We start from the raw sequence: 20,832 nt of genomic DNA on the forward strand, positions 1-20,832 counted from the left end.
GATCATGACATGCTGAAAGCCCATCCATCTGTTGCTGACCATGTTTTATTTGAGGGTGCTGCACCGTTGGCTTTTATTGATACTGCAGGCTGTGGGTTTGATGAAAAAATAGAGGGCACTAGTGCGACTAACCCTGAAGAGGCTGTATTTTTATTGAAACACCTTACACAAACGGTAAACACCATGCTCGAACATTCTAGCCTGGAAGATTTCCCAAGCATCGCCATCATATCGCCTTATAAGCAGCAAATTCAAGTACTGAAAGAGCTGATGCAACATACGCCTGAACTGCTTGCCTTAAAAACAAAGTTGAGCATTAATACGATTGATAGTTTCCAGGGGCAGGAACGAGACCTGGTTTATATCAGCTTAACAAGAAGCAATACCGAAGGGGTGATTGGATTTTTAGCAGACATCAGGCGAATGAATGTCGCCATGACAAGAGCAAGAAAGCAACTGGTTGTTATTGGCGAAAGTGCCACGCTTTCAAGGCATAAATTCTATGCAGATTTCATCAGCTATGCCGAACAAATAAATGCCTACCAGAGTGCCTGGGAATTTATAGAAATATAACGATTTACATCAAAAAGCCTGAATCATGATGAATGATCCAGGCTTTTTGCTATTTCCCTAAAAGCAGGGTGCTTATTTTTTCAATTGTTTTCTTGTAGAATCTGTTAATTCACGTTTTGCCAAAGCATGACACTCTAAAATTGCATCACTGAACATCATTTGTTGAGGAGGTGTTTTTTGCGTAGAAGCAGAAGGGCCTCTTAAAGCACCAACTAAACCTAATTCTCTAGCTACATATACATATCTGATGGCATCAATAACCACACCTGCAGAGTTTGGAGAATCCTGGACAGATAGCTGCGCATCAAAAATAACAGGAGCACCCATAAAACCTTCTAGTTCTAAACGGAAGTTAGCTACTTTATTATCGCCGTAGAAAGGAATGTATTCTGAAGGACCAGCATGTAAAAAGCTGTTTTCAGTAGAGATACCTCTAATATCGTTTTGAGCTCTGATGACATTCTCTTTAGAGATTTTCTTGGATTTCAAACGGTTTTTATCTTCCATGTTCAAGAAATCAGTGTTACCACCAACATTTCTCTGTATGTGTGCTTTAACATGGTGTCCACGTTCAAAAGCAAGCTCTTGCAACATTTGAGAAACAATACTTGCACCGAACTGGCTGCGCATATCATCACCAATAATTGGAATACCAGCATTGATGAATTTTTGCTCCCAAACCGGGTCTGAAGCAATAAATACAGGAATACAGTTTACTAATGAAATACCTAATTCAATACAGATCTCTGCATAAAATTCAGTCGCCATTTGAGAACCAACTGGTAAATAGTTAATTAAAACTTCAACGTTATGTTCTTTTAAATGAGAGATGATTTCGTTTCTTAAAGCATAAACAAGGTCTTTATCATAAGAAACAGCATCTTTTAAAAGATCAGTATTTCTTAATTCTTCTTTGATTACAAAACGATTAGCTTCAGGATATGCTTCCATTAAAGGCGAAACACCATCAAGTACAGGTGAACGGTAAATAGGCGCTTCAGTATGGATATCGTCGTTTAATATAATTGTACAGTTTGGTTTAGCAAAAATGGCATCTTTCAAAGATTGGCCAATTTTTCTTTCATCGATTTCAAACCCGCAAACAAATTCTATGTTTTTAGCTCTATACCCACCAATGTCATCCGTCATTAAGCCTGACTTTTGTTCATTGTTTTTTGTATAATATTCAACACCTTGTACCAGTGAACTAGCGCAGTTTCCTACGCCTAAAATTGCAACTCTGATTTTATTTTCTGGGTTATGCATTATTGCTGTTATTGTTAATTTAGTTAATTTGTATACTTTTTAATGTGCGCAAAAATATTCAATCTGATTAGATATTTAGCGATGATCCGATAAAACTAATGACTTAAATTTGATTTTTAGCAAAAGTTTGACAATTCAACAACTATGTAACCACAAAGCTTCACAAAAACTTCTAGTTTGCAAAATAATTGTTATCTCAATTTTAAATTTATAGATGTTTATTGTTTTAATCCCTCGCCAATGACTATAGGGCTTAAGTTTTTCCGTGGCGGGCCAGTAAGCACTTCACCCTGGACTGTAAACCTGCCACCATGGCAAGGGCAGTCCCAGCTTTTTTCTATGGCATTGAAATTTACTATGCAGCCAGCATGTGTACAATAAGGGCTAAGGGCAGTTACGGTGCCATCTTCAGCTTTATATATCGCTAATTTCTCTTTCTTGTAATTCAGCACTTTTCCATTCCCCGGTTCCAGCTCGCCTAAAGATTCTATGGCATCAACAGATAAACGGTCGGCAATATAATGAAATGCGACATCAGCATTTTCTTTTACAAATTCTTCAAAACCTGCTATAGGTTTAATTCTCGAAGGACTGAGCAGTTCGGCATAAGGATTTTCGACCCCTAAAATTTGGTCACTTATTATTATTGCCGCTAGCGTGCCATAGGTCATTCCATTTCCACTATAACCTGTGGCAATATATATATTTTCAGGCCCGGCAGGTAGCTGTCCAATATAGGGCAGTCCATCGGCAGGCACATAATATTGTGCCGACCAGCGGTAATCTATAGAAGCGATGTTATAATATTTAGCTGCATAAGCGGCCAATTCAGCGAAAGCCTGCTCGGGGTCATCATGTGCTGTTTTATGATCTTCACCACCAAGAATCAAATATTTTTGCCCATTGACGACATGTGTTCTGAAATAGTGATACGGCTCCTGCATGTCGTATACTAAGGCATCTGGGTAGGCATCATTTTTAAGTTTGATGCCTAAAACGTAACTGCGGTAGGGGGCACACTTAAAGTCTAAGCTGTTTATTCCAGGGGGCATGTGTGTGGCATAGACTATATTGGTGGCTTTGATGGTTAGATTTCTGCTGGAAGCGATATGAACACCATCCTTTAGTTCTGTTTTATCAATAAAAGTATGCTCAGTAATAATGCCACCGGCATCTATAAATACTTTCGCTAAATGATCAATATATTTCAAGGGATGGAACTGTCCTTGTTCGGTAATGAGCATTGCCATTTGAAAGGGTACAGGCACCATATTCTCTCTTACCTCCACCGCATTGATACCAGCCTCCCTTGTAGCGGCTAAAATTTTGACAAGCTCCTTTGTTTCCTTCTCCTCCTCCGCATAAACATAGGCATCTTTATATTCAAAATCACAATCAATGTGCTCCGTATCAATCAAATTTTTGAGTAGAGAAAACGCATCAGTTGCTGCATTGGCTATCAATTTAGCTGCATCCTGTCCAAAGTCTGTGGCTATATCATGATAGGAAGTGTCAAAAAAAGTATTGATATGTGCTGTTGTGCCACCTGTAGTTCCAAAACCAACAGTTTTTCCTTCAGCTATCATACACTTTTTTCCAGCTCTCTGCAGCAAAATAGCAGTAGTCAAACCTGTTATGCCTGCACCAACAATAAGCACATCATAAACTTTATTAGCATCAGTTGAGGGGCTTGGGTAGGAATTTAATGGAATATCCTGCCATAAACTTATGGTATTGCTATCTCGTTGTTTCATATGTTTTAATCTGATAATAAACAACACATTTAAAGGAAAATAGTTTATGACACCGCTTTTTTGAGCCAATTTTTTCCTTCTGTAAAACGCGTTACCAGCATAGCAGACACATTATCACCCGTAGCATTCAAGAGTGTGGCCATTGGGTCAACCAGCGTTCCAATGATCATTGCAGGAGGTAAAGCTTCTATGGGAAATCCATACGCAGAGATGAATAAGAGTTCACCAACGTAACCACCATTAGGGATTCCGCCTTCTACGATGCTCACCAATACAGTCATACCTAAGGCCAGAATAATGACATCAGCACTATTAAAGCTTTTCCCAAAAAGGGCGAAAACTACCGCCATTTTAATGATAGAAGAAATACTGGATCCATCTTTATGTAAGGTGGCACCAAGAGGAACCGCGACATTAGTGATATAATCAGGAATGCCTATTTTTTTGCAAGCGTCTAAATTTGCAGGTATGGTAGCCACGCTGCTGCATGTACCCAAAGCTGTGGCGGAGGGTATAATGTTATTGGGCCAGAATATTAGCAATCCTTTTTTGCCACCGGCAACAAATGCATAGAGGCTAAAGATGAAAACAAAATAAAATGCCCCTACACCATAATATAGGCCCAAAGACCGGGCGTAAGTACCAAAAAGCTGAGGGCCAAATACGCCCACCTGGTACGCAAAATAGGCACCTAAACCTATGGGCCCGAGTTTCATGATAATGGTGAATACATTTTTAAAAACTTCATTTCCAGCATGCAGGAACCTGGCAAAGGCCGCACCTTTTTCTCCAGCATGTAAAGTGGCGAAGCCAATTAATACAGAGAATATAATCATGGCCAGCATACTCTTGCGCGATAGCAATTCGTAAAACTCCGCAGTAGTAAACATTTGGGTAATCTGGTCGCCTATAGGTTTTTTCTCAATGACCTCGGTAAGTTTAAGCACCTGCATATTTTCATGAATAGGGAAAATGTGCACTGCTAAAATGGTAAGGCTTGCAGAAATTAATACTGTAGCTAAGAAAACGATAGACATAACGCCCATCATTTTATTCAATTTGCTTGATGAACTGAGCCCTGCAATGGCAGAGGCAATAGCAAAAAACACAAGTGGAATTACGGCGGTGAACAGAAAATTGAGAAATATATCTCCGATAGGTTTGATGACTTCTACTTGCTTGCCAAATACCAAACCGGCAATACTACCTGTAAGGATTCCGATCAACAGCAATATGATTCCTTTATAGTTTTTAAAAAACTTGTTCATCAGATTATATATTTATATAAATGTGAAAGATATTGCTAATTTTAAAAACGCACAAACTTATTTAAATGAATTGGATATTAATTGGTAACCTGGTTTACCTGATCATCGTTCTGGCAGTTGCAATGCGTATCATATATGACACCAACAACACCAGTAAAACCTTATCTTATTTGTTGTTAACTTTCTTTTTACCCATTGCCGGCATTATTATTTACTTTTCTGTAGGCACTAATTACCGTAAGCGTAAGCTCTACAGCAAAAAGCTGATTAAAGACGAAAAGCTAAGCAGGGAAATTAAACTGAGGATCCGCCAGCAATCAGACAATGTAATGGCACAGAAGAAGCCAGAGGTAAAAAAATTTAAAAAGTTGGCTAAACTGTTGCTTAATGGAAATTTAAGTAAACTTTCTGAACATAATACAGTAGAGCTACTACTTAACGGTGAAGAGAAATTTCCTGCAGTGATGCATGCCTTGAAAGGTGCAAAACACCATATACATATGGAGTATTACATCTTTGAAGATGAATTAATTGGGCAACAGATTGCTGAGGTGCTTATTCAGAAGGCACAGGAGGGTGTAGAAGTTAGATTTATATATGATGATTTTGGAAGCCGGTCTATCCGTAAAAAACTGGTGCCTCAGCTAAAGGCTGCCGGAGTTAAATGCGCACCTTTTTACAGGGTGTTATTTGTGAAGCTGGCTAACCGCATTAATTACCGTAACCACCGTAAAATTATTATCATTGATGGATACTGTGCCTTTACGGGGGGCATTAATGTGAGTGACCGTTACATCAATTGTGTAGAAAAACCAGATCAGCTTTATTGGCGGGATACCCATATCAAGCTTGTTGGACAGGGCGTATATTACCTGCAATATCTATTTATCAACGATTGGAACTTTTGTTCAGAAGAAGACATGCTGCCCGAGAAAATCTATTTTAGTCCGTCGGGACCAGAAAACGAGATGGGGGCAGTCGTACAAATTGCTTCCAGTGGACCAGATTCAGATAACCCTACCATTCTATTTTCTTTGCTAGATGCCATTGGTTTGGCCGAAGAAGAAGTATTGATTACGACCCCATATTTTATCCCCGGGGAAAGTTTGCTGGATGAAATGACTGTTGCCGCACTCAGTGGCGTTAAAATTAAACTACTAGTACCCGACAAATCAGATTCATTTACGGTAGATGCAGCGGCAAGGTCTTATTATGGTGATCTTTTAACGGCTGGCGTTGAAATTTACCTATATAAAAAGGGCTTTATCCATGCAAAAACGCTGGTTTCTGATAGTCAGTTATCTATTGTAGGCACCGCCAATATGGACCATCGAAGCTTTGAGCTTAATTTTGAAGTAAATACTATTATTTACGATGCGGGTTTTGCCGGACAATTGAGGGATGTGTTTTATGAAGATCTAAAATATGCTGTTTTAATAGATTCCGAAAAATGGTTTAAACGCCCTCTATACAAGCAATTCTTAGAGAAAGTAGCACGCCTGATCTCGAATCTGCTATAATTTTTTAAAAACTGTTTGGGGTGGGAAACGTTATTGGAACAGCTAACTATCAAATCTCCAATATGGAACACAACAGGGAACTAGAAGAACTGGCCATCAATACCGTGAGGTTATTGTCTGTAGATGCCGTTCAAAAAGCAAATTCCGGACATCCAGGGATGCCAATGGGTGCAGCGCCAATGGGCCATGTGTTGTATCACAAATTTATGAACTTCAATCCGGCAAATCCACATTGGGCAAACCGTGACCGGTTTATTCTTTCTGCAGGTCACGGCTGTATGCTACAATATAGTTTGCTGTACCTTACCGGTTATAACCTGAGCCTTGACGATCTTAAGAATTTCAGACAGCTGCATAGCAAAACTGCAGGACATCCGGAGTATGGACTTACAGATGGTATTGATGTGACTACAGGTCCCTTAGGTCAGGGTTTCGCTAATGGAGTAGGCTTTGCTATTGGCCAAAAGCACCTCGCTGCAAGATTTAACAGACCCGGGTTTGAACTTTTTGATTATAAAATATATGTTATTTGTAGTGATGGTGACATGATGGAGGGGGTAACTTCTGAAGCTGCGTCACTAGCTGGACATTTAGCCTTAGGAAACCTTATTTATCTCTATGATGACAACCATATTTCTATTGAAGGGAGCACAGGTATAGCTTTTTCAGAGGATGTAAATAAACGTTTTGAAGCTTATGGCTGGCATGTTCAAACTGTAGATGACGGCAATGATATCAATGCCATAGAAATGGCCGTGCGCAATGCAAAGTCAGAAACAAGAAAACCTTCCTTAATCAAGGTAAGAACGCAAATTGCCTATGGCAGCCCAAATAAGGTAAATACTGCAGGAGCACATGGATCGCCACTTGGGGAAGAGGAAGTAAAACTGGTTAAAAAGTTTTTTGGATTTGATCCGGATCAATATTTTCATGTGCCCACGGCGGTACTAGAATTTTATCGCGTCATTGGAGAAAGGGGCGCTGCCAGGGAGGAAAAATGGAATACGCTTTTTAAAGCTTACCAGGAAAAATTCCCTGACCTTGCTGCAGCTGTTGAACAAGCACAGGCCGGTAAATTACCTGATGGATGGCAGCAGCAGCTGCCTTCTTTTGACGCTTCAGAGAAAATGGCCACGCGGCAAGCTTCAGGAAAGGTGTTAAATGCTATCGCAGCAGATTTACCGGGTTTATTAGGTGGTGCCGCCGATCTTGCCCCATCTACTGATACACATTTAAAAGAGTATGGAAGTTTTAATGCTGAAACCCGCGAAGGTAGAAATTTTCATTTCGGTATCCGTGAACATGCCATGGGTTGTATTCTTAATGGACTTGCGCTTACAAAAGGCATTATCCCTTATGGCGCCACTTTTTTAATATTCTCTGATTATATGCGTCCTGCTATCAGATTGGCGGCCATCATGAAAATTAAACCTATTTTTATTTATACACATGACAGCATTGGTCTTGGCGAAGATGGCACCACCCATCAGCCAATTGAGCAGCTTCTTTCTTTAAGGGCAATCCCTAATATAACTTTAATCAGGCCGGCAGATGCAAATGAAACCAGTCAGGCCTGGAGAGTAGCGTTGACACATCAAGGAGGACCTGTCATTATTGTTTTAACACGACAATCGTTACCTGTTATTGATCAGGGAAAGTATACTCCAGCAACTTCATTGGAAAAAGGCGCATATGTATTGTCTGATGTTGAACAACCGCAAATTATACTCATTGGAACTGGATCTGAGGTAAGCCTGGTTTTAACAGCACAGCAAAAGTTACAAGAAAAAGGTATAGCGGCGAGAGTGGTGAGCATGCCTTCCTGGGAATTGTTTGAAATGCAGGATGCTGCATATAAGGAAAATGTGTTTCCTTCATCAATGAAAAAACGCATTGCTGTAGAGGCAGGTTCCACTATTGGCTGGCAAAAATATGTAACCGATGAAGGTTTTATTATAGGGATGCATAGTTTTGGCGAATCTGCCCCAGCAGCAGACTTATTCAAAGCTTTTGGCATTACAGTAGACCATATTATAGCGCAGGCTAATGAGATGGTCGGTCAATAGCATGGTTCAATAACATCAACCAAATTAAATATGAATATAGGAATCGCGGCAGACCATGGAGGTTTTGAACTTAAGCAGTCATTACTTTCTCATCTTAAAGAAGCAGGTTTTACATTAGCAGATTATGGCGCTTATACGCTGGATAAAGCAGATGATTATCCTGATTTTATTATTCCTTTAGCAAGAGCTTTGTCTGAACAAAAAATTGACCGGGCCATTGCAGTATGTGGTAGCGGCGTAGGTGCCGCTATTGTAGCCAATAAAATAGCAGGGGTTAGGGCAGCTTTAATTACAGAACATTTCTCGGCCCACCAGGGGGTTGAAGATGATGACTTAAACATGATCTGCCTGGGTGGCAGAATAACAGGAATATACGCTGCTCAGGAACTGGTGATGACTTTTGTGAATGCAAAATTTTCTTCGGCTGAAAGACATCAGCGGAGATTAGATAAAATAAGCGAGTTAGAACATCGTTTTCATAAAAAATAAAACTGTTTGGATCATCTACTGTTAATTTGTTAGCAATTTTAAGATATGTTAACTACAAAAAAAACAGTTGTAATTATTGGTGGAGGATTTGCAGGCGTAAATCTGATTAATCAAATTGATGGTGATGAAAATTACTCCGTTATCCTGGTTGATAAAAATAATTACAACTTTTTCCCTCCTTTATTATACCAGGTTGCAACGGGTTACCTGGAAACTTCGAATATCAGTTATCCTTTCAGAAAACTTTTTCGCCGCAAAAAGAACTTCAGGTTTGTAATGGGCAACTTAGAGCGTGTAGTTCAGGCTGAAAATAAAGTAGTTTTAGACACTGGCGAATTAACCTATGATTACCTGGTCTTTGCCACAGGTACTGAAACTAATTATTTTGGAATGGAGAGCGTCAAAGAGCATTCTATACCCATGAAAACTGTTTCTGATGCTCTATATATGCGCAACACCTTACTTGATAAGTTGGAAAAGGCATCCAGAGAAAAAGACCCACTGGAAAGAAAAAAGCTGCTCACTGTTGTGGTGGCAGGTGGGGGACCTACAGGAGTAGAAATTTCAGGGATGTTTGCTGAAATGAAACGCACAGTGATTCCAAGTGATTATCCTGAACTTATTGGTACAAATGCTACTATTTATCTTGTTGACGGACTGAAGTCTGTTTTAGCGCCTATGAGTGAAAAATCTCAACGATACACCTATAAGACATTGACAGATATGGGTGTGAAAATCTTTCTGGACAGCATGGTGAAAGATTATATAGATGATACTGTTCATTTTGTTGATGGGAAAAAAATTGTTACGAAAACATTAATCTGGGCGGCAGGCGTAACTTCCATTGTTTTTGAAGGTATTGATAAAGAAAGCTACGGAAGGGGTAAACGTATGATTGTAAATGAGTATAACCAGGTTTTAAATACCCATAACATCTATGCCATTGGGGATACTTGTATACAAACCACAGATCAAAATTTCCCCAATGGACATCCGCAAGTAGCACAAGTTGCGATCCAACAGGGAAAGAATTTAGGTAAAAACTTGAAAAGGATGGCCAAGGGTGATGCGCTAACGCCATTCAGTTATAAGGACAAAGGTTCCATGGCGATCATAGGAAGAAATAAAGCCGTGGCAGACATTCCAGGACCTAAACTGCATTTTAATGGTTTTATAGCTTGGGTAGCATGGCTATTCATTCACCTTATTTCACTGATTGCTAGTGGTAACAGAATTAAAACCATGTATAACTGGACCATCTCTTACTTTACACGTGATCAATCGCTCAGGGTATTGATTAAGCCGGTTAAGAAAGATATTTGATGTTTTTGTGAATCCTTAACATTAACTTAACATTGCAACCTGATATTTGTACCATGTTTATATATGTTCTTGCATCCGTATTTTACTTATTTGCACTTGTTGCGGCATTTAAGATGGAAACCCCATTAAAGGGTGTTTTATTTGTGCTAGCCATAGCAGGAGTAAGTGGATTGCTTTATCTTTTTATCAATTTCCCTGGAACTTCAGGCTTATCCGTTGCTTTAATGTTGGGCGCTTTTATCCTTAAACAAGGAAGGCGATAGTCATAACGCAAATAGTCCCGGTTTTTAAGGCCGGGACTATTATACTTTACAGCTGGTTTAGCTGATCAGTTATCAATTAGGGTATCATTAGTGTTCAGAAACCTTGATAGCTAATTTAGTTGTAGCATCAGTTCCTGCTACTAAACCTTTAGCCCAAACTGTATAAATTCTACCTTTAACTAATTCAACATCATCAAGGGTAGCCAAAACCGCATTTGTTTCCTTATTTCTTAAGATAAAGTTAGATTTAGCAGCAGTAAGCGGTTTAAACTTTGTGTAAGCTTTAAAAGCTTTATTGTCAAATTTAGTAGTGTCACTAGCACGCTCTAAGCTAAGTGCAGGCGCATCAGGAGAAAGATTCATAAAACGAAGATTTACTTCTCCTTCTTTAGGTACAGTAAGACTGTCTGTCACTAAAAGATATTCAAGATCTGCAGTTGTTTTTCCAACGATATACACTGTGTGATACATTCCACCTTTTAGGGTTTGTGCTTTTGAAAGTAAACTGGTAGAACTACCCGTAAAGGCAACGTCAAACACTCTTGATCCTTCATAGGCATTAAGGTAGCTTAACTTTTCGCCAAATGCAATTCCAGTGTTGTTCACCTGCGCATTACCAATATAGAAATTTAAAGTATTGGCATTTGGAAAGGCATTCACAACTGACAATGCTGCAATGGCTGGTGTAGTATTGTCAATATCATTTTTACAGGCATTAAAAAATATGGCTGTACCCAATAAAGCAACAAGTAAAGTAGCCTTTTTTCTGAATTGGTTTAAAGATAATGGTGTTTTCATGATTTATAATTAAGTGATTAAATGTTTTACCTATAAAACGGCTGTGCCTGCAGAAACGCTACAGTAACCTTCAAAAAATCAAGTTTTTACTTAGGGTAAAAAAAACAATACTTTTGTAGCGTTTAACGAATACTATACGTTTGCACTGATAATGGAGGTTAAGGCTCAGCGAAGCGCGAAAAAAACTAGTCTGTTGTTCCAGGAAATCATAAAAGGGATTGAAACCCATGATAAGCGAATTCAGGAGACAATTTATAGTTTCTATTGGGGGTACCTAATGGGGGTTGCTTCCCGCTACATTAAAGATCGTAGTGTTGCCATGGAAGTCGTTAACGATAGTTTTGTGAAATCTTTTAAAAGGATGTACGACTTTAATCCTCCAGCTGATACCGATGAGTTTGAAAAAACCTTCAGAGCCTGGCTTGCAAAAATCACCGTAAGAACGGCATTGGATAAGATTCGCATCAATAAATCACCTCTAAATTTTGTAGAGAGTTACGACAACATGGATGTCGATTATGTGGAAAGTAATAATCAACTGCATGTGGAGGACATTATGAAACTATTATTTCAGTTACCTGATTTGCACAGGACGGTTTTCAATATGTACGAGGTGGAAGGATTTAGTCATGAGGAAATATCAAAAATCTTGGTGATACCAACAAGCTCCAGTCGCACCTACCTCACGAGGGCTAAACAACGCCTGCGCCAATTGTATTTAAAAATGAACGAACTTGCTGATGGAAACTCCAGATAAAAAAGAACTGATAGAAGGGATTTCAGCGCTTTTAACTGCGTATGAAGAACCTTATAAACCTGGTGCCTGGGAGGAATTTTCCAGACAAAGGAAAAATAAAAGGAACAAACAATATGCATGGATAGCGACTGCTGCAGCGTTAGTGCTGCTGTTTTCAGCTATACCTTATTTTTTTAATAGTCAACCACCTCTCCAATATACAGCTGCTCCTAAATTACAGCAGTTGCCTAAGCTTAAGCAACGAGATGAAGCTATAAAAATAGTGGAGCCTGAGGAGATCGTATCTTTAGTGCCAGTAAAGAAAATGGTTAAGCAGGCTAAGTCTAAAATAAGTAAACTTAATTTGGTAAACGACAGCTTGAGTGCAGTTGAACAGGATATACAAGCTACAGTAAAATATAAAGTAGAAGAGAAAAATACGACAGTTCCTAAAAATAAAACAGTGCCAGCTGAACAATCCTTTATGGATTATTTAAACAAAGAAACCGCTCGACAGGCAAAAGTTGAAAAGAAAAACACTGTCTCTAAATGGAATTTTGGTGTTGAATTAATGCCTACTGTTTTGCAGCGTAAGGTAAATGTAGGTGCTGGACTTACAACGGAATTTAAATTGTCTAAACAATTTTCTATTAGTTCTGGTATTGCCTACGTTGCTTTAGATGTGAGTAAAAACATGGAGAGCCAATCGGTAAGTTTAATGTCGTCAAAGTCATTGATTGGGGTAGAAGCCGCTATTAGTGGTATAGATATACCTGTTTCATTGACATACAATTTAAATAAAAAATTATACACTTCTATGGGAGTGTCCTATTTTAATATCATCAACGAACAGCGCAGCAATAAATACCAAACTGAGTTACAGGTAACCAGTAGCTCACGCAATGTGGAAACGGGAATAACGGAAACCGTACAAACTATATTATCAGAACAAAGTGCTGAAGTATCTACTGAAACGCCACTGGAGGGAAATAGCTATCTAGGGTTTTTTAATTTCTCAGTAGGGCATAAGCAAGAAATATTTAAGAATTACCATATTGTAATAGAACCTTTTATGAAAGTGCCTATTGGTAAATTGTCTAATGAAGACTTGAAATTAGGCAATGGAGGGGTAAAATTGCGCTTCACCTTCTAGTCAGCTAATGTTTCCATAATGTAAATTTTCTACGTTTTCGTTGGTTCTATAAGTGGAAATTAATAATTTATGTACTTTTGGACTGGAATTGAATTCCGGTCCAAAGGGATGAATTTGCAATGGAAAAAGATGAAATTGTAGTTACTGAAATACTTGCTGGCGCTAAAAGGCTTTTTGGCAAGCACGGTTTAAAGAAAACCACGATGGAAGACATTGCAACGGCAGCCGGGAAAGGAAAGAGTACGCTCTATTATTATTTCCCTAGTAAAAAAGAAATCTTTGAGGCTGTAGTGGAAAGCGAAATGAAAAACCTGGTCAAAAGACTAAGCAATGCGGTAAACAGCGGACTCACGGCCAAAGCCAAACTTAAAGCCTTTCTAAAAGAACAAATCACAGCAATTGTTGAATACCATAACTTTAGAGAAGTTGTTTTTGAAGATGCTTTGGAAAGTTTAAAGGTCATGATCTGCCTGAAAACTCAGTATGAGCAAATTCAAATTGACATGATCAGGGATATTTTGCTTGGTGGCACCCAGTCTGGAGAATTTAAAAAACTTTCGTTCGTTAAAATGAACAAGCTCGCCTATATGATGGTGGTGGCTTTTAAAGGTTTACACTATCCGTTAAGTGTTGCTACAACAGAATTTAAATCTGGTGAGTACTATGATGGAATGGTAGATTTACTCATTGAAGGGATAGGGAATAAAAAAGAGTGATTTTATAATAAGTTTTTGATATTAAACAATAAATAACAGTGGTTAAGAGGTAATTAAATATTTGACACAAAAATTATAGACCAATGTAAGAATATGGTCTACCAATGAATTACTTTTGTTCATCATTTATTAACATATTATTAATATATTAGATTAAGTTTTACTTTGGCCCACATTGGTTCAATTTATGTGCATAAAATAATATAAAACCCGCTGAACTAAAAATTATATAATTCAGGCATGCGTAAAAAATTACACGATAGAGTTGCATCATTCACTGAGGCAAATGCAATCAAAGAGAAGGGCCTATATCCTTATTTTCGGTCTATTGAATCGGCACAAGATACCGAAGTGATCATTGATGGTAAAAAAGTATTGATGTTTGGTTCAAACTCATACTTAGGTTTAACCAATCACCCGAAGATTAAAGAAGCATCTAAAAATGCGATAGAGAAGTATGGTACAGGGTGTGCAGGGTCAAGATTTCTTAATGGCACTTTAGACATTCACCTGGAGTTAGAAAAAAGACTTGCTGCTTATGTAGGTAAAGAAGCTGCTGTATTATTTAGTACAGGCTTTCAGGTTAACCTGGGAGTAATCTCTTGTTTATTAGGGAGAAATGATTATTTGATTCTTGATGAATATGATCATGCCTCTATCATTGACGGAAGCAGACTTTCTTATTCACGTTCAATCAAATATGCCCATAACGATATGGACGATTTACGCAAAAAGTTAAGTCGTTTACCTGAAGATGCTGCAAAACTTATTGTTGCAGATGGTATTTTCAGTATGGAAGGTGATTTAGTGAACTTGCCTGAGATTGTAAAAATTGCCGAAGAATTTGGTGCAAATATCATGATGGATGATGCACACAGTTTAGGTGTAATTGGTTTTAATGGCTCAGGAACAGCTTCACATTTTGGTTTAACAAACGATGTGGATTTAATTATGGGCACGTTTAGTAAATCTTTAGCTTCTCTTGGTGGTTTTATTGCTGCTGATGAAGAAACTATTGAATATATTAAACACCGTGCACGTTCATTAATGTTCAGTGCGAGTATGCCACCTGCTGCTGTTGCAAGCGTAATTGCCGCTTTAGATATCATTGAGTCTGAGCCGGAAAGAATTGATAAATTATGGGCTAATACAAATTATGCAAAAAAACTTCTACTAGATGCTGGGTTCGATATTGGAGCTACCGATAGTCCAATTATACCTGTATATATAAGAGATAATAATAAAACGTTTCAAATTACCAATATCCTACACAATAACGGAATATTTGTAAATCCTGTAGTATCTCCTGCAGTACCTTCTGACTCTTCTTTAATTAGATTTTCATTAATGGCTACGCACACTTTCGAGCAAATCGAAGAAGCCATTACAAAGTTATACGATGCATTTAAAGAAGTGGAAATTACGCCAGTTAAGGTAAGTTTATGAAACGAATTATTGCCGTAAATGGCAAAAAAGAATTAGGTCAGTTTATTGATTTCCCTCATGATTTATATAAGGCCGATCCTAACTACGTGCCTGAATTATTTATAGCACAAAGAGATATGCTTACCCCCGGTAAGCATCCTTTTCATAAACATTCTACGTTACAAACATTTTTAGCTCTAGATGGCGATAAGGTTGTAGGGAGAATTGCGGCTATTCAAAATAATAACCACAATACGATTAACAAGGTTAATGATGGCTTTTTTGGTTTTTTTGATTGCATCAATGACCAGGAAACTGCAGATCTTTTGTTAGATACAGCAGCAAAGTGGCTTAAAGAAAAGTCTCTATCTACCATGGTAGGACCTGTTAATTTTTCTACAAATGAAATTTGTGCGCTGCTTATTGAGGGCTTTGACGGCCCTCCGGTTGCCATGATGCCTTATAATGCTCCTTATTATCTGCAGTTACTTGAAAATTCTGGCTTCAGCAAAAAGGTTGATCTCCGCGCCTATAGATTTGCCGCGGGTCATTATAATGACAGGTCTGCTAAATTGGTAACCGCCCTTGAAGAGCGTTTAACACGTAGTAATATCATCATTAGAAAGATTAACCTTAAGAATTTTAAGGAAGAATCAGCTGCCTTAAGAGAAGTATACAACAAAGCATGGGATAAAAACCTTGGTTTTGTTCCAATGACAGACGATGAGTTTGATTATACTGCAAAAGACCTGAAAATGATTATGGATCCTGATTTCTGTTTGCTTGCTGAACAGGAAGGGAAAATAGTTGGGTTCGCTTTGGCTATTCCTGATATCAACCAGGTATTGATCAAGATTAAACGCGGCAGGTTATTTCCTACTGGTTTGTATAAATTACTTACGCAAAGGAAGAAAATTGAAGGTATTCGTATTTTATTACTGGGTGTAGTTGATGGCTACCGTAAAATGGGAATTGAAGCTTGTTTATACGGCTTGATTATTCAGGCTTTTCAAGCTAAGAATATGAAGTATGCTGAAGCCTCATGGACTTTAGACCACAACGATTTAATCAATAAACCTATTGAGCAAATTGGTGGTGAATTGTACAGAAAGTATAGAATACTAGAAAAAGGGCTATGAAAAAGAAGGTGTTGATTACTGGAGCCAGTGGTTTTGTTGGTTTTCATCTTCTAAATGAAGCTATAGCGAATGATTTAGAAGTTTATGCAGCAGTGCGTCCAAACAGTAAAATTCAACACCTTCAGGATTTGCCTATTCACTTTGTACACCTTGATTTTACTTCTGTAGAAAGTTTAACTGCTGCCCTGACTGATCAGGCATATGATTTTATCATTCATGCAGCTGGGATTACTAAGGCAAAAACCGAAAGTGAATACAATAAAGTTAATGCAGAGTATACTAGAAACCTTGCATTAGCAACTCAAGCCTTAGTTAAGCCTTTGGAGAAATTTGTGTTTGTGAGTAGTCTTGCCGCATTGGGTCCTTTAAAAAGTCTTACTGGTGAAATTAAGGATGATGCAGTAGCAAATCCGGTTACTAATTATGGAAAGAGTAAGTTATTAGCAGAGGCCTATTTAAAGGACATTAAAAATCTTCCTTTAGTGGTTATTAGGCCTACAGCTGTATATGGACCTCGTGAAAAGGATATTTTTATATTATTTAAAAGTATCAACAAAGGGTTAGAGCCTTATATCGGTAAATTTTCACAACAATTGAGTTTTATATATGTTGAAGATTTAGCCAGGATAATTGTGATGGCGTTAGGTACGCAGTTGATGCATAAAAGTTATAATGTGTCTGATGGACAGGTTTATGACCGTTATGCCCTCGCTCAATACACTAAAGCACTATTGCAAAAGAAAACATTTAAGTTTCATCTTCCAGTGGCAAGTGTGGATGCCTTAGCCTCCTTGATGGACTTTTTATATGCCAAAAGTAAAGAAACACCAGCTTTAAATAAAGAAAAAATGGCAGAATTGACGGCAGTTAATTGGGCTTGTAACATAGAAAACATTCAAAAGGATTTAGGATATATGCCTAAGTACAACTTGGCCCAAGGTTTGAAAGAAACGTTATCCTGGTATAAAAGCAATCATTGGTTATAGTTATGAGAAGGAGTATACCTGTTATGTTTCATAAAATAACTTCCACAAGCTTTGGAATAGGATATATTGGCAAAGGAGCCGGCACTGTAGCAGCTGCTGTAACATGTTTGGTATGGTACTTTGTACAAGTAAATGCCGACGGTTTTTTAAATGCCACCATAGCAACCTTATTGATAACGATACTAGGAATATGGTCTGGTAATGTTGTTGAAGCCCTTTGGGGTAAAGACCATCAGCGTGTTGTTATTGACGAAGTTGCCGGTATGTGTATTTCTTTGTTGTTCATACCTGTTACACCTTTAAATGTTTTGATAGCCTTAATTTTATTTAGGTTTTTTGATATCTTAAAACCACTGTTTATCAGAAAATTAGAAGCTTTACCTGGTGGGTGGGGTGTAATGTTTGATGATGTTCTTGCTGGTGTTTATGCAAACATCGTATTACAAATTCTATTAACCTTTAATCAGTTTTAATATGGCGACTTTTTTAAAGGCTCAGGTCGCCTCACTTTCGGCCTCGATATTTGACTTTCTTACCACATTAGTCTGTACGGAGTATTTACATTTCTGGTATTTATGGGGTAGTGCTACTGGAACTGTAGTAGGAGGGATCATCAATTTCAGCATGGGCAGACACTGGGTTTTCGGCGCTTCCAAGAAGAAAGTACAAATGCAGATCATCAGGTATGGGTTAGTATGGTCTGGTAATTTTTTATTGACCACTAGCGGTGTTTTTTTGGTTACTCATTACTTGAATTTTAACCCTATTATATCAAAAATCATTGTCACCAGTACTGTTGGTGTAACTTATAATTACCTGATGCAGAAAAAATTCGTATTCGCATAACATGAAAAATAACATTAAGAAACTCATTTATATTTGGATATTGTTATTGCCTTTAACGGCATTTCAAGTCGCTGGTCAAAATACAACGGTTACGGGTATTGTTACAGATAGCAAGGATAAGGATCCACTGCCTTATGTGACCTTGCTTTTTAAAGGGACGAATATCATTACTAAAACTGATGGTGATGGTAAATTTACTATTAGTTCTCCGGGAAATTATACACAATTGCAATTCAGTTACGTAGGTTATACTACTAAAATTATTACAATCAAGCCAGGAGAAGCACAGGACATTGCCATTAAAATGGATGCTGAATCGACCTCCTTAAACGAGGTGGTCATTAGTGCAGGAAAAAGACCATCATATAAAAATAAAAATAATCCTGCTGTTGAACTGATTAGAAGGGTTATTGATCATAAATCTAAAAATCGCCTGGAAAGCTATGACCAGGTAGAATACAAACAATACGAAAAGATGGTCTTTTCAATGAGTAATCTTTCAGAGAAATTTAAAAACAAAAGAATTTTCCGCAATTACCAATTTCTCTTTGATCAACAAGATTCAACAAAAATTGGCGGAAAAAATATCCTGCCTATATTTATACAAGAGAAGTTTTCTCATAACTATTATAATAAAAGCCCAGAGAAAAACAAAACCATTGTTCTTGGTGATAAATCTGTTAACTATGAAACACCATTAATAGACAGCAAGGGTTTAAGCCAGTATTTTGACCGAATGTATGCCAAGGTTGACATTTATGATAATAATATCTCTCTGGTTAGTAACCAATTTTTGAGTCCTATTGCAGATGCCTCACCTACATTCTATAAGTTTTTTATTACTGATACTATTAAAAACCATAATCCACAGTTGATAGAGCTTTCTTTCATCCCACGTAACAATACAGATCTGTTATTTGAAGGAAAAATTTATATCACCATGGATGGTAACTATGCAGTGCAAGATGCTTTTCTAACTGTCAACAAAAACATTAACCTTAATTTTGTAAGGGCTTTAGAAGTAAAGTTGAATTTCGAAAAAAATTCATTAAACCGTTATTACCTCAATAAAACTAACCTACTTGTTGATTTTGGGCTTAATAAAAACAAAGGAGGGGGTTTTACTGGCGAGCGTATTGTTACTTTAACTGATTACCAGATTAATAAAAAACAACCCGAAGAACTTTTACAGGGGCCAAAAATAGTGATTGCTCCAGAGGCAGAAAAACGTTCTAATGATTTCTGGGTGCAAAACCGAACAGAAACTTTGAGTGAAGGTGACCTTAAGATCTATAAGAATGTGGACACGCTTAAGAATATGACTTCATTTAAGAAAACCATTGATTTGATTACCTTATTATTTGCAGGGTATAAAGATTTTGGACCTTTTGAAGTAGGACCCGTTAATACTTTCTATAGTTTTAATGAAACTGAGGGCCTAAGGTTACGTATTGGTGGTAGAACTACACCTGCATTAAGCAAAAGGTATTATTTTGAAACTTACGGTGCTTATGGTTTTAAAGATGAAAAGTGGAAATACTTTTTAAGCGCAACCTATTCCTTAAATAATAAATCTATTTATTCCTTTCCACAAAGTTATATAAGAGGAAGCTTCCAAAGAGATACTAAAATTCCAGGTCAGGAACTTCAGTTTGTTCAAGAAGACAATTTCCTTTTGTCATTCAAAAGAGGTGAAAATAACATGATGCTCTACAATGACATTTATAAAGTAGAGTACATGAAAGAATTTGAAAACCATTTCTCTTATAATGTGTCTTTGAGAAAATGGTCGCAAAAACCAGGAGGAGCACTTGTATTCAACAATAAGGTGGATAATATGAATAATGTGATTGACAATATTAATACTTCTGAAGTGAGCCTTGCACTGCGTTATGCACCAAGAGAACGTTTTTATCAAGGGAAAATTTACCGTACACCTATAATTGACAAATATCCTGTTTTTAACTTTCGTTATACCGCTGGAATCAAAGATGCTTTTGAAGGTGATTATGATTACCATAAATTTAATGCTTCGATTGATAAACGTTTTTACTTATCACAATTAGGTTATTCGGATGTGACCGTTGAGGGTGGATATATTTTAGGTAAAGTGCCGTTTCCATTGTTAGGTATCCATCGTGCAAATCAAACTTATGCCTACCAATTGAATTCATATAACTTAATGAATTTTCTGGAATTTGTAAGTGACCATTATGCAAGTCTTAATATAGATCATAATTTCAACGGTTTCTTTTTTAATAAAATTCCTTTGTTAAAAAAGCTAAAATTAAGAGAGAGTGCTTCATTCAAAATTTTATACGGGGGTTTAAGAAATGAAAACAACCCTGACATTGATGAGTCTTTATTAAAATTCCCTCAATCACTTGATGGTGTTTCAACAACCTATACTTTGGATAAAGAACCCTACATGGAAGGAAGCGTTGGAATTGGTAATATTTTTAAACTATTAAGGGTTGACCTTGTTAAAAGATTCAACTATCTGGACCATCC

At 37.5% G+C, this 20,832-nt stretch carries 19 protein-coding genes; 15 read left to right on the plus strand and 4 right to left on the minus strand.

The annotated features are described in order from the left end of the window. Positions 1–573 (plus strand): AAA domain-containing protein (locus ACR2F7_RS03000; protein ID WP_432712127.1); only part of this gene is annotated, 573 nt, incomplete at its 5' end. A 72-nt stretch (positions 574–645) separates the two neighbouring features. Here ACR2F7_RS03000 and ACR2F7_RS03005 read toward each other — a convergent pair. From ACR2F7_RS03005 to ACR2F7_RS03015, 3 genes are all read right to left on the minus strand, one after another. Continuing rightward, positions 646–1,839 (minus strand): inositol-3-phosphate synthase, encoded by a 1,194-nt coding sequence (locus ACR2F7_RS03005; RefSeq protein WP_432712128.1) that lies wholly within the window; start codon positions 1,837–1,839, stop codon positions 646–648. A gap of 218 nt (positions 1,840–2,057) precedes the next feature. Then, positions 2,058–3,593, minus strand: coding sequence for an FAD-dependent oxidoreductase (locus ACR2F7_RS03010; protein ID WP_432712129.1), 1,536 nt, complete (start codon positions 3,591–3,593; stop codon positions 2,058–2,060). Between the two features lie 44 nt (positions 3,594–3,637). Further along, complete coding sequence (locus ACR2F7_RS03015) at positions 3,638–4,861, minus strand: dicarboxylate/amino acid:cation symporter (RefSeq protein ID WP_432712130.1); 1,224 nt, start codon at positions 4,859–4,861, stop codon at positions 3,638–3,640. 65 nt (positions 4,862–4,926) lie between these two features. On the opposite strand from ACR2F7_RS03015, the gene cls reads away from it, so the two are divergent. The 5 genes from cls to ACR2F7_RS03040 are packed head-to-tail and all read left to right on the plus strand — an operon-like array spanning position 4,927 to position 10,522. Further along, the gene (gene cls / locus ACR2F7_RS03020) at positions 4,927–6,381 is read left to right on the plus strand and encodes a cardiolipin synthase (protein ID WP_432712131.1); all 1,455 of its coding nucleotides are present in this window, start codon (positions 4,927–4,929) and stop codon (positions 6,379–6,381) included. A gap of 20 nt (positions 6,382–6,401) precedes the next feature. After that, entirely contained in the window at positions 6,402–8,447 is a 2,046-nt protein-coding gene (tkt, locus tag ACR2F7_RS03025) for a transketolase (protein ID WP_432712132.1), read from the plus strand. A 30-nt stretch (positions 8,448–8,477) separates the two neighbouring features. Continuing rightward, positions 8,478–8,936 carry an RpiB/LacA/LacB family sugar-phosphate isomerase gene (locus ACR2F7_RS03030; protein ID WP_432712133.1) on the plus strand — a complete coding sequence of 153 codons (459 nt, stop codon included), beginning with the start codon at positions 8,478–8,480 and terminating at the stop codon, positions 8,934–8,936. A gap of 45 nt (positions 8,937–8,981) precedes the next feature. Then, on the plus strand, positions 8,982–10,259 hold the full coding sequence (locus tag ACR2F7_RS03035) for an NAD(P)/FAD-dependent oxidoreductase (RefSeq protein WP_432712134.1): 1,278 nt from the start codon (positions 8,982–8,984) through the stop codon (positions 10,257–10,259). 53 nt (positions 10,260–10,312) lie between these two features. Beyond that, positions 10,313–10,522, plus strand: coding sequence for a hypothetical protein (locus ACR2F7_RS03040; protein WP_432712135.1), 210 nt, complete (start codon positions 10,313–10,315; stop codon positions 10,520–10,522). Positions 10,523–10,609: 87 nt separating this feature from the next. Here ACR2F7_RS03040 and ACR2F7_RS03045 read toward each other — a convergent pair whose 3' ends face one another. Continuing rightward, on the minus strand, positions 10,610–11,320 hold the full coding sequence (locus ACR2F7_RS03045) for a DUF4397 domain-containing protein (RefSeq protein ID WP_432712136.1): 711 nt from the start codon (positions 11,318–11,320) through the stop codon (positions 10,610–10,612). Between the two features lie 193 nt (positions 11,321–11,513). On the opposite strand from ACR2F7_RS03045, the gene ACR2F7_RS03050 reads away from it, so the two are divergent. The 9 genes from ACR2F7_RS03050 to ACR2F7_RS03090 form a co-directional block, all read left to right on the plus strand. Continuing rightward, complete coding sequence (locus ACR2F7_RS03050) at positions 11,514–12,077, plus strand: RNA polymerase sigma factor (RefSeq protein WP_432712137.1); 564 nt, start codon at positions 11,514–11,516, stop codon at positions 12,075–12,077. After that, positions 12,061–13,209: a hypothetical protein gene (locus ACR2F7_RS03055; protein WP_432712138.1), complete on the plus strand. Its 1,149-nt coding sequence runs from the start codon at positions 12,061–12,063 to the stop codon at positions 13,207–13,209. Before ACR2F7_RS03050 ends, ACR2F7_RS03055 begins: the two co-directional genes overlap by 17 nt. A 119-nt stretch (positions 13,210–13,328) precedes the next feature. Continuing rightward, positions 13,329–13,925 (plus strand): TetR/AcrR family transcriptional regulator, encoded by a 597-nt coding sequence (locus ACR2F7_RS03060; protein ID WP_432712139.1) that lies wholly within the window; start codon positions 13,329–13,331, stop codon positions 13,923–13,925. A 240-nt stretch (positions 13,926–14,165) separates the two neighbouring features. Next, entirely contained in the window at positions 14,166–15,371 is a 1,206-nt protein-coding gene (spt, locus tag ACR2F7_RS03065) for a serine palmitoyltransferase (protein ID WP_432712140.1), read from the plus strand. Further along, the gene (locus ACR2F7_RS03070) at positions 15,368–16,489 is read left to right on the plus strand and encodes a hypothetical protein (protein ID WP_432712141.1); all 1,122 of its coding nucleotides are present in this window, start codon (positions 15,368–15,370) and stop codon (positions 16,487–16,489) included. The genes spt and ACR2F7_RS03070 overlap by 4 nt, the downstream gene beginning before the upstream one ends. Then, positions 16,486–17,475, plus strand: a complete 990-nt coding sequence (locus ACR2F7_RS03075) for an NAD-dependent epimerase/dehydratase family protein (protein WP_432712142.1) — start codon at positions 16,486–16,488, stop codon at positions 17,473–17,475. Before ACR2F7_RS03070 ends, ACR2F7_RS03075 begins: the two co-directional genes overlap by 4 nt. A gap of 23 nt (positions 17,476–17,498) precedes the next feature. Continuing rightward, complete coding sequence (locus tag ACR2F7_RS03080; RefSeq protein WP_432712143.1) at positions 17,499–17,948, plus strand: phosphatidylglycerophosphatase A family protein; 450 nt, start codon at positions 17,499–17,501, stop codon at positions 17,946–17,948. A gap of 1 nt (position 17,949) precedes the next feature. After that, positions 17,950–18,321 carry a GtrA family protein gene (locus tag ACR2F7_RS03085; protein ID WP_432712144.1) on the plus strand — a complete coding sequence of 124 codons (372 nt, stop codon included), beginning with the start codon at positions 17,950–17,952 and terminating at the stop codon, positions 18,319–18,321. A 1-nt stretch (position 18,322) separates the two neighbouring features. Next, a partial coding sequence (locus ACR2F7_RS03090) for a DUF5686 family protein (protein WP_432712145.1) occupies positions 18,323–20,832 on the plus strand: 2,510 nt, incomplete at its 3' end.

It is taken from the genome of Pedobacter sp. (assembly GCF_045628745.1).
GTDB lineage: Bacteria > Bacteroidota > Bacteroidia > Sphingobacteriales > Sphingobacteriaceae > Pedobacter.